Here is a 14,573-nt window from a genome sequence, read left to right on the forward strand (position 1 = left end):
TTAAAGATTGTTCAGTGGATAAATCGGCTTGTGATGAGAGATAAGCGTTTAAACCCAGCTTCGGCTGGGTTTTGTATGTCGCTTTACTCTACTACGTGTGGTGGATCTATCTGTAAAATTCTTTGAGTATATTGATTCGCTGACACTGCAGAATACTGACCTACTAGTCTCCAAATTGGGAATAATTCAGTTAAATATTAATATTTATACTAATTATCCTATCTTGGGTTTTTTCTTCTAATTTAAAAAAAATAAATTTATTGCTAAAGGAACGCTTTAGATAGCCGTTAAAGGGATTGAGAGAAATGAGATGTACCGAAGTGAGGTGAGAGACACAACGGTTCATCAACGTAAGCCTTAAGGAGATCAACTATGGCAATTAACGTTAATACTAACGTTCCAGCAATGACCGCACAGCGCTACCTAAATCAAGCGTCTGAAAATCAGAACAAATCCATGGAGCGTTTGTCTTCAGGCTATAAAATTAATAGCGCTAAAGATGACGCAGCAGGTTTACAGATTTCAAACCGTTTGAATGCGCAAAGCCGTGGACTCGATATGGCAGTAAAAAATGCCAATGACGGCATTTCTATTGCTCAGGTGGCTGAAGGTGCAATGAATGAGTCAACTAACATTCTGCAACGAATGCGTGATCTTTCACTTCAATCTGCTAACGGTTCAAATTCAAAATCAGAGCGAATTGCAATCCAAGAAGAAGTGACGGCACTAAATGACGAGCTTAACCGTATTGCGGAAACAACGTCATTTGGTGGTAATAAACTTCTTAATGGTACATATGGTACTCAGTCTTTCCAAATTGGCGCAGACTCAGGGGAAGCGGTCATGCTTTCTATGGGTAATTTGCGCTCTGATACTGGTACAATGGGCGGTAAAAGCTATGTTGCTGGTACAGGGCAAGATCCTTCTTGGGTTGTAGATGCAAATACAGATCTGACATTAGAATACAAAAATTCTAATGGTGAAGATCAAACTCTCACCATTGCAGCCAAGCAAGGTGATGACTTGGAAGAGCTTGCGACTTACATCAATGGTCAAAGTGAAGACGTAAAGGCATCAGTTGGTGAAGACGGAAAGCTACAGGTATACGCTTCTTCACAAAAAGTACAAGGTGGTGATGTAACGATTTCTGGTGGATTGGCATCGGAAATCGGTTTTGGCTCAGGCACCGATGTTACCGTTAAAGATATTGATGTCACAACAGTTTCGGGCTCACAGCAAGCGGTATCTATTATTGATGGAGCTCTAAAAGCGGTGGATAGCCAACGTGCAGAGCTAGGTGCATTTCAAAATCGCTTTAACCATGCGATCAATAACTTGGATAATATTAACGAAAATGTTAATGCATCTAAGAGTCGTATTAAAGATACTGACTATGCTAAAGAAACGACGGCAATGACCAAGTCTCAAATTCTTCAGCAGGCTAGTACTTCAATCTTGGCACAGGCAAAACAGAGCCCATCTGCGGCATTAAGCTTGTTAGGCTAATACAGTCGATATCAATTGAGAGTGATATTCTCACGTAATTGATTCACTGATAAAGTCAATAAGTTGGAAGGGAGATGGTTATGGAAATATCCTCCTATACATCGAACATCCAGCCTTACGGCGATTCTAATGGCACAAAATTTGCTTTAAAAAATGAAGTAGATACGCCTAACACAGCAAATTTAAATGGGATTGAACAGACTGAGCGCCCTCAAGAGATTGATAATGAGCAGCGTGAGAAAATCGTTGAGCAAATGAATGAATTTGTCTCTTCCATTAACAAAGGTGTGGCATTTCGAGTCGATGAAGCATCGGGTCGCAATGTAGTGACGGTTTATGAAGCCACAACGGGCGAAGTAATCCGTCAAATCCCAGATGAAGAAATGCTTGTAGTATTGCGTCGTCTAGCTGAATACACAGCTAGAGGTTTGCTAGTTGAAAAAGTGTAAGTCGTTTTTTGAGGTGAATGAATGAGTATTGGCCCTATGGGTATCTCTGGTGGTATAGATATTAATGCAATGGTCAGTAAGATCGTTGATGCTGAGCGTGTGCCAAAGCAGCAACGTATTGATAATGAACGCATGACTATCGATGCCAGTATCAGTGCTTATGGGCGACTCAGAGAATCACTGGATACAATGAAAGGTTTGATGACGAATTTCCGTCAGGATGAAGCATTTTCAGTTCGCACGGTTAACACCACAGATGAAAGTATTGTATCCGCGACTGCAACAACTAAAGCCATTGCTGGTAAGTATGCTATCGATGTGTTGCAGCTTGCACAGAGTCATAAAGTTGCTTCAGAAACGTTCTCTGAAGATACCAAGTTTGGCCCTGGCAAGCTGCAGGTTTCGTTTGGCAATAAAAGTTTTGATGTTGACGTTCGTTCTAATTCAAAACTAGTGGATATCGTACGTGGTATTAATGGTACATCGGCAAATTCTGGTGTTAGAGCATCGGTCATTAACGATACCGAAGGACCACGTTTGATTTTGGCTTCTAATTTACCAGGGGAAAAGCATCAGTTAAAGGTTTCGGTCGAAGCTGCTACTGGTAACCCTCTGAAAAAGTTAGGGTATCAAACTTTACAAGATCGTAATAACGCGATAAATGCTGCACGTGAAGCGGTTGAGGCGGTGGTTGGGCCTCTAACCATGCCAGAGTCTACTTTACCGCAATCGTCTATTTTGCCGCAATCACAGCAGGTGGATGCAAACGGCAATTTTATACCCCCTGACGTCCGACAAAGTACGGGTGATGATCAACGGCAATCACAGGTTGACGTTGGCGCTATCGCCTCAGCAGCGACGGATGTACTCGGATTAAGTGATCCGACATTAAATTTTCTTAAAGCTTCTTATGCAGTTATTAAAGAAGCACAACATCTGTTTCAGGATGAAAAAGCCAATCTTGAACAAAAAATAGCACCAGAAAGAGCTGCCTATGAACAACAAGTTCAACGGGGCATTTTAACAGAAGAAGAAGCTCAGCAAAGAGCACTGGGTGAATTAGAACCAACTGAACGTTCTCGGCTGGAGAAAATGTATTTGGCGGAGGAGCAGTTTGAGCAACTGCAGCCATTATTTGAAACAGAAGCAAGCATGATCCAGGTTCAAGCGGGTCAAGATGCCGTTGTTATACTGGATGGTGTGGCGAAACTATCGAGTTCTAATAATGTTATTGAAGATGCCATTGAAGGGGTCGACTTAACACTGAAAGGTAAATCGCAGCCGGGTAAACCACCTGCTGAAATTGGTGTTGAGTATGATCGTCAGAGTGTACGCAGTGACATCGAAAACTTTGTCTCAGCTTATAATACGTTTTATCAAACCTCTAAAGCGCTCTCTAGCGTAGATCCTGTGACAGGGCAAAAAGGCCCGTTAGCAGGCGACAGTACGGTGAGAAATGCTGATTCACGTTTAAAAGCCATCTTTTCTACTGGTATTGAAGACGCTCCTGTTGGTCTTCAATCATTAACCGAGTTTGGCATTACGACCACTCGGCAAGGAAACTTAGAAATTAACTATGATTTATTGGATCGCCAACTGAACAATAACTTCAATGAGCTTGGTGATTTCTTTGGTGGGAATACGGGTTTTGCTAGACAGATAGAAGACGCTATTCATGGTTTCACAGGTGTCACGGGGAGCATCCGCACTCGTGAAAGAAGTTTAACAGAGCAAAATTACCGTCTTACAGATGATCAAGCGACATTGGATCGTCGTATGGAAAGTCTTGAGCAACGAACTCACAATAAGTTCGCAGCGATGCAAGATGCAACCGGTAAAATGCAAGGTCAATTGGGAGCGCTTATGAGTGCAATGGGTCAGTAGATGACCTGTAGCTTTAGAAAAATAAGTGACATTGATCAACTCATTGCAAAAGAAATGGAAAAAAGCGAGATTAATAGTGAAGAAATTCTTCATCTCGTCGATACAAGGGAACAACTATTATCGACTTTGCTCTCAATGGTGGACAAGAATCCGTCGTTGAAGCATCAGCCTGAGTGGCAAGAGCTAGTTACTCGCACTAAGAGCATTGTTGATATGATGCAAATAGAAACGGACCATGTAGGAAAAGAACTCAATAAGTTCCGATATGGTCAACGTTCACTTCAGCAGTATAAAAAATTCACCTAAAAGAGGAATAGTATGCGCGGTTCTTTGCAAGCATATAAAAAAGTATCGGTTGATAGCCAGCTCAGTGCAGCGTCTCCACATAAAGTGATTCAAATGCTTATGGCAGGAGCGATTGAGCGCCTTATTCAAGGAAAAGCAGCGATGCAAGCGGGTAATATTCCTGTAAAGGGTGAACGTCTTGGTAAGGCCTTGGACATTATTATTGCTTTACGTAGCTGTCTTTCTATGGATGATGGCGGTGATATTGCTTCCAATTTAGATGCTTTATATGAATTTATGATTACTCAAATATCAAATGCTAATCATAAAAATGACCCTCAGCCGATTGACGATGTTATCGAAATTATTCGTGATATTAAATCTGCGTGGGATCAAATTCCAAACGAATATCATAATCTGACGGCCAGCCAAGTTGGTCTATAACATCGTTTAAACCTCTTTATTAGATGCCACTGAGCGTTGGCATCGTTTTTACAATTACTTTTTTGCGATTGATATCTCTAATATCGCCATCAAAGCTATCATCAAGCTTACCCTCCTTCCTTACTCAGTTGCCTTGTTATTTGATTAAAAATAAAATGAGTAAATTAATAGGCTTATAGCCTTATCATTGCTGCTAACTTTGCTGTAATCTATAGTAACATTGTTGTTAATTGGGTCTGGCGTAAATTTGTATGCGATGACCTCAAATAAAGGCGATCATTTTTTCTATGCAAGGCTTGGCCAAGATACTCGTCATTGATGACGATAATTCAAATTGTTTGAATTTGAGTAATATTCTAGAATTTGTTGGAGAGAGTTGTATAACTCTTAGCTCCGGTAATATAGGTAGTATTGAATGGTCTGAACCTTGGAATGGGTGCTTCATTGGTACAATCTCTTCACAGTGTGCGGCACATCAACTGCAGGGTTTTCTTGCTGAAGCTCACAACATTCCTTTAATTTCAATGTCTCCGTTACCTTTTTCAATAGAGGAACTGCCTAATTTTGTTGGAGAGTTACAGCAGCCTTTCAACTACCCTCAATTGAGTGAAGCTTTACGACATTGTAAAGACTTTCAAGGACAAAAAAGCATTCATACCATCTCGAGTTCACGCAAAAATACGCTGTTTCGAAGCCTTGTTGGACAAAGCCGAGGTATTCAAGAAGTTCGTTATCTCATTGAACAAGTTTCCAACACGGATGCGAATGTTCTGTTACTGGGTGAATCTGGAACAGGTAAGGAAGTGGTCGCTCGCAATGTCCATTACCATTCTGCTTACCGTGATGGCCCATTTGTTCCAATCAATTGTGGGGCTATTCCTCCAGAGCTTTTGGAAAGTGAGTTATTTGGTCATGAAAAAGGAGCTTTCACAGGGGCTTTAACTGCACGTAAAGGTCGATTTGAATTAGCTGATGGCGGTACCATTTTTCTTGATGAAATCGGTGATATGCCGATGTCGATGCAAATTAAGCTTTTACGTGTGCTTCAAGAGCGTTGTTTTGAGCGAGTTGGTGGTAACACCACGATTAAAGTTAATGTCCGAGTCATTGCAGCAACACACCGAAACTTAGAAGAAATGATTCTTGAAGGAGTTTTCCGAGAGGACCTGTTTTATCGCCTCAATGTATTTCCGATTGAAATGCCTGCTCTCAAGCAACGTAAACAAGATATTCCTCTATTGATCCAGGAGTTAATGTCCCGTTTACAAGATGAAGGGGCACAACCCATATACTTTACACCTCGCTCTTTAGACTCACTTCTGGAACACCACTGGCCAGGTAATGTGCGTGAATTGGCTAACCTGATTGAACGAATGGTTATTCTTTATCCAAATGGATTAATTGATATCAATCACTTACCGACTAAGTATCGATACAGTGATATTCCAGATTTTCAACCTGAATGTAGTACAACGCTCTCAGTCGAAGAGCAAGAGCGCGATGCATTTCAAGATATTTTTTCTGGACATTTTGAAATGGAAGAGCAAGTCGGAATAATAAATGATATCAACGCCCCACTTACTCTACCGCCAGAGGGTGTGAATCTGAAAGCGTTATTGACGGAAATGGAAATTAACATGATTAATCAAGCTCTGGATGCTCAAAATGGCGTCGTGACTCGAGCGGCAGACATGCTGGGAATGCGCCGAACAACACTGGTGGAGAAAATGCGTAAATATGACTTGCATCGGTAACGTTTGCTTCCTTATTGAGCTTACTAGGGGCTCAGGGCTAGATTTTGATAGTGTCAATTCTTTCTCATATGATAATATGCTGATAAATAAAAAGATAACGTTATGAAAATGTTGCTTTTAGGCTAATTTGTCGTTTCAAGAGCGAGCACATATGCCCATCTTACATGACATAAAAAGCAACAATACGACAGGCTTTAAATGGACAATAGTACTAACCAATCTCACTTAGACTCGGTTGAAAACCAAGTTGAGCGTTACAAGCAGGTTCTGGAGGTGATGCCCGCTGGTGTTATCCTATTGGATACGCATGGCGTAATCCGAGAAGCGAACCCGGAGGCTTATCGTGTCCTTGAAACTCCTCTTGTTAATGAGAAATGGTTTAACATTATTCAAACGGTGTTTGATCCACGTGAAGATGATGGTCATGAGGTTTCATTACGTAACGGTCGTAAAGTTCGATTAGCTATTTCGGCCTCAGCGACAGGTCAGTTAATTTTGATTACTGATCTGACGGAAACCAGGTTGTTGCAATCTCGGGTGAGTGACTTACAACGGTTATCCTCCTTAGGTAGGATGGTGGCTTCCCTCGCTCATCAAGTCAGAACCCCTCTTTCAAGTGCCATGCTTTACGCTTCGAATCTTGCCGCTCCTAATTTACCAGTAGCAACCCGAGACCGTTTTCAAAGCAAATTAATGGATCGGTTGCATGACCTAGAAAAGCAGGTCAACGATATGTTGCTGTTTGCAAAAGGTGGGGACAATAAGGTTATCAACGCTTTCTCTATCGCCCAACTTGTTGCGGAATACCAGCCAATGGTAGAAACCGCACTACAAAAAAGCAACATAGACTACGGTCTTGAAGTTGAGCAAGAGCAAGTAGAGCTTTTCGGCAATACCAATGCTATTGCTTCAGCATTGAGCAATCTTGTCATGAATGCGATCCAGATGTCCGGTAAGGAAGCTCAAATCGACGTTTTCTTTCGTCCTGTCAACAATGAATTACGCATTTCGGTACAAGATAGTGGGCCTGGTGTTGCAAAAGAGTTACAAGCAAAAATAATGGAACCATTTTTTACGACACGTTCTCAAGGTACAGGCTTGGGGCTTGCTGTTGTTCAAATGGTATGCCGGGCACACGATGGCAGATTGGAACTGACTTCAGACGAAGGTGATGGTGCTTGTTTTACTATGTGTATTCCGTTAAAGGGGACATCAGTCGATGAGCAATAGTTGGTCATTATATTTATTAATACTGGAGAACCCAAATGGTGCAAAGTAAAGTGCTGATCGTCGAAGATGACGAAGGCCTTCGAGAAGCTCTCGTTGATACCCTAGCGCTAGCAGGGTACGAATGGTTAGAGGCCGATAGTGCTGAAGATGCGCTATTAAAACTTAAATCTAATTCGGTTGATATTGTCGTTTCAGATGTACAAATGGCAGGCATGGGTGGCCTAGCTCTGTTACGAAATATCAAGCAAAATTGGCCTAACTTACCCATGTTATTGATGACAGCCTACGCCAATATCGAAGATGCCGTTTCTGCAATGAAGGAAGGTGCTATCGATTACATGGCTAAGCCATTTGCTCCAGAAGTTCTGCTCAATATGATTAGCCGTTATGCACCGGTAAAAAGCGATGAAAACGGCGATGCAGTGGTGGCTGATGAAAAAAGTCAAAAATTACTTTCACTTGCCGATAAAGTTGCTCGTACCGATGCCAATGTTATGATCCTTGGCCCTAGTGGCTCGGGGAAAGAAGTGATGTCACGTTATATCCATAATGCTTCTAATCGTAAGGATGGCCCTTTTGTTGCGATAAACTGTGCAGCCATCCCCGATAACATGCTGGAAGCAACTTTGTTTGGCTATGAAAAAGGCGCGTTTACCGGTGCTGTTCAAGCTTGTCCCGGTAAATTTGAACAGGCTCAAGGCGGTACTATTTTACTCGATGAAATTAGTGAAATGGAGTTAAGTTTACAAGCGAAACTTCTTCGAGTGCTGCAAGAGCGTGAGGTAGAGCGTTTAGGTAGCCGGAAAAGCATCAAACTTGATGTTCGCGTGTTAGCCACGAGTAACCGTGACCTAAAGCAATACGTTAATGAAGGCAACTTTCGTGAAGACCTTTATTACCGTCTGAATGTTTTTCCTATTGCTTGGCCTGCGCTATGTGACCGTCCAGGCGATATTGTTCCTTTGGCCCAACACTTGGCTGAGCGACACTGTTGTAAACTTGGTGTGCCTGTCGCCACATTCTCGCAAGCAGCTCTTAATAAGTTGCTGCTATACCCTTGGCCAGGTAATGTTCGTGAGCTTGATAATGTGGTTCAGCGTGCGCTGATTTTAAGTGAAAACAGTGACATTAGTGCAGATCATATTCTACTTGAAGGCATTGATTGGCAGGATGTAGATAGTCTTCAAGCTATTGTGCAAGACTCTCACGTTGCTTCTCCCAATGTGAAACCAGTGGCGCAAGTAGAGTTTAACCGATTATCGACAGGCAACGAAGGGCTCGGCGGTGAGCTGCGTGATCAAGAGTATGCCATTATTTTAGAAACATTGATTGAATGTAATGGGCGGCGTAAGGAAATGGCTGAGAAATTAGGCATTAGCCCAAGAACTCTTCGTTACAAATTAGCTAAAATGCGTGATGCAGGTATCGATCTTCCGTCTTAGTTTTGATTGTGTCGGTTTCTTATGGAAACGGCTTGTCTAGAGCTGGTTTTTATGGCGTTCGCCGAACGAAAATTGTTGTGGACCCATGTTTCGTTAGCAGGAACACACTTCAGCTTGGTAACAAAGAGAGAATAAAGCCAGCAAAGTGATTTTTATGGCATGGTAGTTGCTCTATATATAGATTATAATTTCTTTTGGTCAAATATTTGACGTTGGAGTAAATATGAAAATTGATGCCATTCAGGCAGAAATGCGGACAATGATGGTTGAGGCAACAAACACCACTCCTGTTGCAACTGGTGCAAAGGTTGGAGCGGATTTTGGTAATTTGCTAACAAAAGCAATCAACAACGTTAACTCACTTCAAAAAGCGTCTGGTGATTTACAAACTCGTTTTGACCGGGGAGATGTTGATGTTTCACTTTCAGATGTCATGATTGCCCGTAACAAATCCAGTGTGGCTTTTGATGCCACTGTCCAAATTCGTAATAAGCTCGTTGAGGCCTACAAAGACCTCATGAACATGCCAGTATAATTTAGGTAATTAATGTGGCCGACATGTCTACAGATTTAACCGTCAAGGAAGGTGGCACGGATGGCTCATTAGTCAGCCACATAGACTCAGATACGCATGGTCAGAATACCGATATTGAAGAACGAAGTACTTCAAAATTTGATATGGCTGTCGGCGATCTTGACCTATTAAGACAAGTCGTACTTGTTCTTTCAATTTCGATCTGTGTTGCTTTAATTGTGATGCTGTTTTTTTGGGTTAAAGAACCTGAAATGCGCCCATTGGGTGCCTATGATACAGAAGAGCTGATTCCTGTCTTAGACTACTTAGACCAACAAAACATTGATTATAAATTAGATGGAAATACAATTTCCGTTGAATCTAGCGAATATAACTCTATTAAATTGGCAATGGTACGTGCGGGTGTGAATCAAGCTACTGATGCCGGTGATGACATTTTATTGCAAGATATGGGATTTGGCGTATCTCAGCGCCTTGAACAAGAACGCTTAAAATTGAGTCGTGAGCGTCAACTTGCAGACGCCATTGAAGAGATGAAGCAAGTACGTAAAGCTCGTATCTTGTTGGCGTTGCCTAAACGAAGTGTCTTTGTTCGCCACAACCAAGAAGCCTCTGCTTCGGTTTTCTTGACTTTGTCAACAGGTGCCAATTTAAAACAGCAAGAAGTCGACTCTATCGTTGACATTGTGGCGAGTGCCGTGCCTGGGATGAAAACCTCGAGGATTACGGTTACTGACCAACATGGAAGGTTACTAAGTTCTGGTTCACAAGATCCAGCGTCTGCAGCACGCCGAAAAGAACAAGAAATGGAACGCAGTCAAGAACAGGCTTTGCGTGAAAAAATTGATTCTGTTCTCTTGCCAATCCTTGGGTATGGAAACTATACAGCGCAAGTTGATATTCAAATGGACTTCAGTGCTATCGAACAAACGCGTAAGAGGTTTGACCCTAATACACCAGCCACACGAAGTGAATATGCATTAGAAGATTACAACAACGGTAGCATGGTAGCTGGAATACCTGGTGCGTTAAGTAATCAGCCACCGGCCGACGCTTCTATTCCACAAGACGTCGCTCAGATGAAAGATGGCTCTGTAATGGGGCAGGGCTCTGTGCGTAAAGAATCAACTCGTAATTTTGAACTCGACACTACCATCAGTCATGAACGCAAACAAACAGGGATATTAGATCGTCAAACGGTCTCTGTTGCGATCAAAGAACGGCGTAGTGTTAATCCAGAAACGGGGGATGTCACTTATGCACCAATGTCAGAAGCAGAGATTAATGCCATTCGACAAGTATTGATTGGAACAATTGGCTTTGACGAAAGTCGTGGAGACTTATTAAACGTTTTAAGTGTGAAATTTGCAGAGCCTGAATTGGATACGCTTGCCGAGCCGCCTATTTGGGAACACCCACAATTTAGTGAGTGGGTTCGCTGGTTTGCGAGTGCGCTGGTTATTATCGTTGTGGTACTGGTCCTTGTTCGACCAGCACTCAAAAAACTGCTTAACCCAGCGAGTAATGACGATGAAGAAATATATGGCCCAGATGGTTTACCAATCGGTGCGGATGGTGAAACTAGTCTCATTGGCAGCGACATTGAGAGTGGGGAATTGTTTGAATTTGGCTCCAGTATTGATTTGCCTAACCTACACAAAGATGAAGATGTACTAAAAGCCGTTAGAGCTTTGGTTGCTAATGAACCTGAGCTTGCTGCACAAGTAGTTAAAAACTGGATGAATGAAAATGGCTAATGACATTGTATCACAAGAAGAAAATGGTGCAGGTGTGCCAGCAGAGTTTGATGTCTCAACCATGACAGGTGAAGAAAAAGCAGCAATTTTATTGTTGAGCTTAAATGAAAATGATGCGGCAGGAATTATTCGCCATTTAGAGCCTAAACAAGTTCAGCGTGTTGGGAGTGCCATGGCTCGGGCAAAGGATTTGAGTCAAAATAAAGTTTCGGCCGTCCATCGAGCATTTCTAGAAGATATTCAAAAATATACCAATATTGGCATGGGCAGTGAGGACTTTATGCGTAATGCACTTGTTGCCGCTTTGGGTGAAGATAAAGCCAATAATTTGGTTGACCAGATTTTATTGGGGACGGGCTCCAAAGGTTTGGATTCGCTTAAGTGGATGGACCCTCGACAGGTTGCATCAATTATTGTTAACGAGCACCCTCAGATTCAAACGATTGTATTATCATATTTAGAAGCGGATCAATCGGCAGAAATTCTTTCGCAATTTCCTGAGCGCGTTCGACTGGATTTGATGATGCGAATTGCCAACTTAGAAGAAGTTCAACCTTCTGCTTTGGCAGAATTAAACGAGATCATGGAAAAGCAGTTTGCTGGTCAAGCAGGTGCTCAAGCTGCAAAAATTGGTGGCCTAAAAGCAGCAGCCGAAATCATGAATTATATGGACAACAATGTTGAAGGTATTTTGATGGATCAAATTCGCGATCAGGACGAGGATATGGCAATGCAGATCCAAGACCTGATGTTTGTATTTGAGAATTTAGTCGAAGTCGATGACCAAGGTATTCAAAAATTATTGCGTGATATTCCACAGGATGTATTGCAAAAAGCACTAAAAGGTGCAGATGAAACATTGCGTGAGAAAGTGTTCAAAAATATGTCTAAGCGTGCTGCCGATATGATGAGAGATGATATAGAAGCGATGCCACCTGTACGTGTGGCAGATGTCGAAGCTGCTCAAAAAGAAATTCTTTCGATCGCTCGCCGAATGGCAGACAGTGGAGAGTTGATGCTGTCTGGTGGTGCTGATGAGTTCTTATAATTGTTTGAATTTGGCTTCACGACGTAGCTCTGAATCAAGTGTCTTATAGTCACTTGTTATACATATAATTTGGACACGAAGTATTTGCTAAAAAGGTAACAGGTTAAGCATGATTGGCAATAGAAAGCGTGGGTTTATTCGTCCTGATGAAGATGATGCGATGATCGAGCCTCAACGGTGGGGATTACCCGATTATGGGGGGCAAAAAATAAGTCAGGAGAAAGAAACCGCATTTAACTACGATCCAAGCTGGGTTCCAGAAGCCGAACAACTTGAAGAAGAACAAGTTCTGGAGTTAACTGAAGAGCAAATTGAGCTAATTAAGCAAGGTGCTTACCAAGAAGGCTTGCATCAAGGTCAGGAAGCTGGCTTTAAACAAGGTTATGACAAAGGCAAAGAAGAAGGTCTTAAAGATGGCCAAAGCGAAGGTTTTGAGGTAGGCAAAGAAGAAGGAGTCCAAGCCGGACAAGAAACGATTCAGCAGCAAGTTGAAGCGTTGATTAAATTAGCCGATCAGTTTGCCCAACCTTTAGAACTGATGAATGCACAAGTTGAAAAGCAGTTGGTGGATATGGTGTTGTGTCTCGCCAAAGAAGTTGTGCATGTTGAAGTTCAAACCAATCCACAAATCATCCTTGATACAGTAAAGCAATCGGTAAACGCACTGCCTATTTCCGGTCATCCAATCACACTGCATTTGCACCCTGAAGACATTGATATTATCCGCACTGCTTATGGTGAAAGTGAACTTGAGAGTCGCAGTTGGTCTTTAGTTTCAGAGCCTTCACTTAATCGAGGTGATGTTCAGATTGAAGCGGGGGAATCCAGTGTTATTTATCGCATTGAAGATCGTATTAAAAGTGTGCTAAACAGCTTTTGTGAAGCTAACCGCCATCAAAGTAATGAGTAACTCATGATCGCGTTGGCTGAGCGACTAAAAAACTATAAAGTTGAAGGATTGACGGTTCGTCCTGTTGCTTCTGGCAAATTGGTGCGTGTTATTGGTTTAACGTTAGAAGCGACGGGGTGTCGAGCTCCTATTGGCAGCTTGTGCTTAGTCGAGACGATGTCTGGACAGGTGGAAGCGGAAGTGGTCGGCTTTTCTGGCGAGAATCTGTTTCTTATGCCAAGTGAGCAAATTACGGGCATTTTGCCCGGGGCGAAAGTGACACCATTAACCAGTGATGTGGGGCTTCCTGTTGGTATGGAGTTACTCGGTCGTGTTATTGATGGTGTGGGCAAACCGCTGGACGGCTTGGGTCCCATTTACACGGACCACCGTGCTTCATTTAACGCTATGCCTATCAATCCGCTGGCTCGTAAACCTATCTCTGAACCATTGGATGTTGGCCTGAAATCGATTAACGGTTTATTGACGGTCGGCAAAGGTCAGCGGATTGGCCTGTTTGCTGGATCTGGGGTGGGTAAATCAGTGACGCTTGGCATGATGACGCGAGGAACGACAGCTCAAGTCGTTGTCGTTGGGCTTATTGGTGAGCGTGGTCGAGAAGTCAAAGAGTTTATTGAAGAGATCTTAGAGGAAGAAGGACGTCGCCGTTCGGTTGTCGTTGCTGCGCCGGCAGATGCTTCCCCATTAATGCGTTTAAAAGGGTGTCAGACTGCTCTTACTGTGGCAGAGTACTTTCGTGATCAAGGTTTAGATGTTCTGTTGCTGATGGATTCGTTGACTCGTTTCGCCCAAGCTCAGCGCGAAATTGCTTTATCAGTGGGTGAACCTCCTGCAACAAAAGGTTATCCACCCTCGGTGTTTGCTAAGCTACCGGCACTTGTTGAACGGGCGGGTAATGGTAGTGCCGAGCAGGGTTCGATTACGGCTTTTTTTACGGTTTTGACCGAAGGAGATGATTTGCAGGACCCCATTGCTGATGCTTCTCGTGCGATTCTTGATGGGCACATTGTATTATCTCGTGAAATGGCTGACGCGGGTCACTATCCTGCCATTGATGTAGAAAAGTCTATCAGTCGAGTGATGCCAAAAATTACCACTGAAGAGCACGTTCTTATGTCAAAAGCGGTACGTCAAGTGTTGTCGATCTGTCGTAAAAATCAAGATTTGGTCTCTATTGGAGCTTATAAACCGGGAACTGACCCTGCCATTGATGGTGCTTTTACTCTTAAGCCTAAATTGGATGAATTTTTACAGCAACAGATGAAAGAATCTGTCCCCTATGACATGTGCGTTAATATGCTTAAAAGCATTCTAAGTGGTTAGTCGAGC

General features: G+C 42.6%; 13 protein-coding genes. All 13 read left to right on the top strand.

Annotated elements, in window-relative coordinates:
• Positions 1 to 372: 372 nt before the first annotated feature.
• The gene (locus VSA01S_RS02175) at positions 373 to 1,506 is read left to right on the top strand and encodes a flagellin (protein WP_039980120.1); all 1,134 of its coding nucleotides are present in this window, start codon (positions 373 to 375) and stop codon (positions 1,504 to 1,506) included.
• A gap of 80 nt (positions 1,507 to 1,586) precedes the next feature.
• The gene (locus VSA01S_RS02180; protein ID WP_039980121.1) at positions 1,587 to 1,955 is read left to right on the top strand and encodes a flagellar protein FlaG; all 369 of its coding nucleotides are present in this window, start codon (positions 1,587 to 1,589) and stop codon (positions 1,953 to 1,955) included.
• Positions 1,956 to 1,976: 21 nt separating this feature from the next.
• Positions 1,977 to 3,839: a flagellar filament capping protein FliD gene (fliD, locus tag VSA01S_RS02185; RefSeq protein WP_039980122.1), complete on the top strand. Its 1,863-nt coding sequence runs from the start codon at positions 1,977 to 1,979 to the stop codon at positions 3,837 to 3,839.
• Positions 3,840 to 4,145: a flagellar protein FliT gene (locus VSA01S_RS02190; protein WP_039980123.1), complete on the top strand. Its 306-nt coding sequence runs from the start codon at positions 3,840 to 3,842 to the stop codon at positions 4,143 to 4,145. It begins immediately after the preceding gene.
• Between the two features lie 12 nt (positions 4,146 to 4,157).
• Positions 4,158 to 4,568 (top strand): flagellar export chaperone FliS, encoded by a 411-nt coding sequence (gene fliS / locus VSA01S_RS02195; protein WP_021708895.1) that lies wholly within the window; start codon positions 4,158 to 4,160, stop codon positions 4,566 to 4,568.
• Positions 4,569 to 4,855: 287 nt separating this feature from the next.
• Complete coding sequence (locus VSA01S_RS02200; protein WP_039980124.1) at positions 4,856 to 6,322, top strand: sigma-54 dependent transcriptional regulator; 1,467 nt, start codon at positions 4,856 to 4,858, stop codon at positions 6,320 to 6,322.
• 198 nt (positions 6,323 to 6,520) lie between these two features.
• The gene (locus tag VSA01S_RS02205) at positions 6,521 to 7,552 is read left to right on the top strand and encodes a sensor histidine kinase (protein WP_039980125.1); all 1,032 of its coding nucleotides are present in this window, start codon (positions 6,521 to 6,523) and stop codon (positions 7,550 to 7,552) included.
• A gap of 35 nt (positions 7,553 to 7,587) precedes the next feature.
• Positions 7,588 to 8,994: a sigma-54-dependent transcriptional regulator gene (locus VSA01S_RS02210; protein ID WP_039980126.1), complete on the top strand. Its 1,407-nt coding sequence runs from the start codon at positions 7,588 to 7,590 to the stop codon at positions 8,992 to 8,994.
• 223 nt (positions 8,995 to 9,217) lie between these two features.
• The gene (gene fliE, locus VSA01S_RS02215; protein ID WP_039980127.1) at positions 9,218 to 9,529 is read left to right on the top strand and encodes a flagellar hook-basal body complex protein FliE; all 312 of its coding nucleotides are present in this window, start codon (positions 9,218 to 9,220) and stop codon (positions 9,527 to 9,529) included.
• A gap of 14 nt (positions 9,530 to 9,543) precedes the next feature.
• On the top strand, positions 9,544 to 11,286 hold the full coding sequence (gene fliF, locus VSA01S_RS02220) for a flagellar basal-body MS-ring/collar protein FliF (RefSeq protein ID WP_102857620.1): 1,743 nt from the start codon (positions 9,544 to 9,546) through the stop codon (positions 11,284 to 11,286).
• A complete protein-coding gene (fliG, locus tag VSA01S_RS02225) occupies positions 11,279 to 12,334 on the top strand; it encodes a flagellar motor switch protein FliG (protein ID WP_039980129.1) in 1,056 nt (351 codons plus the stop codon). The genes fliF and fliG overlap by 8 nt, the downstream gene beginning before the upstream one ends.
• Before the next feature lie 109 nt (positions 12,335 to 12,443).
• On the top strand, positions 12,444 to 13,244 hold the full coding sequence (fliH, locus tag VSA01S_RS02230; protein ID WP_039980130.1) for a flagellar assembly protein FliH: 801 nt from the start codon (positions 12,444 to 12,446) through the stop codon (positions 13,242 to 13,244).
• Positions 13,245 to 13,247: 3 nt separating this feature from the next.
• Positions 13,248 to 14,567, top strand: a complete 1,320-nt coding sequence (gene fliI, locus VSA01S_RS02235; protein ID WP_039980131.1) for a flagellar protein export ATPase FliI — start codon at positions 13,248 to 13,250, stop codon at positions 14,565 to 14,567.
• The last annotated feature ends 6 nt before the right edge of the window (positions 14,568 to 14,573 follow it).

The sequence above is a fragment of the Vibrio sagamiensis NBRC 104589 genome, assembly GCF_007990935.1.
In the GTDB taxonomy this organism is placed as follows: domain Bacteria; phylum Pseudomonadota; class Gammaproteobacteria; order Enterobacterales; family Vibrionaceae; genus Vibrio; species Vibrio sagamiensis.

Excerpts from the sequence above, each read along its gene's own strand:
- VSA01S_RS02175 (WP_039980120.1), top strand. The coding sequence starts at position 373 with ATGGCAATTAACGTTAATACTAACGTTCCAGCAATGACCGCACAGCGC.
- VSA01S_RS02180 (WP_039980121.1), top strand. The coding sequence starts at position 1,587 with ATGGAAATATCCTCCTATACATCGAACATCCAGCCTTACGGCGATTCT.
- fliD (WP_039980122.1), top strand. The coding sequence starts at position 1,977 with ATGAGTATTGGCCCTATGGGTATCTCTGGTGGTATAGATATTAATGCA.
- VSA01S_RS02190 (WP_039980123.1), top strand. The coding sequence starts at position 3,840 with ATGACCTGTAGCTTTAGAAAAATAAGTGACATTGATCAACTCATTGCA.
- fliS (WP_021708895.1), top strand. The coding sequence starts at position 4,158 with ATGCGCGGTTCTTTGCAAGCATATAAAAAAGTATCGGTTGATAGCCAG.
- VSA01S_RS02200 (WP_039980124.1), top strand. The coding sequence starts at position 4,856 with ATGCAAGGCTTGGCCAAGATACTCGTCATTGATGACGATAATTCAAAT.
- VSA01S_RS02205 (WP_039980125.1), top strand. The coding sequence starts at position 6,521 with ATGGACAATAGTACTAACCAATCTCACTTAGACTCGGTTGAAAACCAA.
- VSA01S_RS02210 (WP_039980126.1), top strand. The coding sequence starts at position 7,588 with ATGGTGCAAAGTAAAGTGCTGATCGTCGAAGATGACGAAGGCCTTCGA.
- fliE (WP_039980127.1), top strand. The coding sequence starts at position 9,218 with ATGAAAATTGATGCCATTCAGGCAGAAATGCGGACAATGATGGTTGAG.
- fliG (WP_039980129.1), top strand. The coding sequence starts at position 11,279 with ATGGCTAATGACATTGTATCACAAGAAGAAAATGGTGCAGGTGTGCCA.
- fliH (WP_039980130.1), top strand. The coding sequence starts at position 12,444 with ATGATTGGCAATAGAAAGCGTGGGTTTATTCGTCCTGATGAAGATGAT.
- fliI (WP_039980131.1), top strand. The coding sequence starts at position 13,248 with ATGATCGCGTTGGCTGAGCGACTAAAAAACTATAAAGTTGAAGGATTG.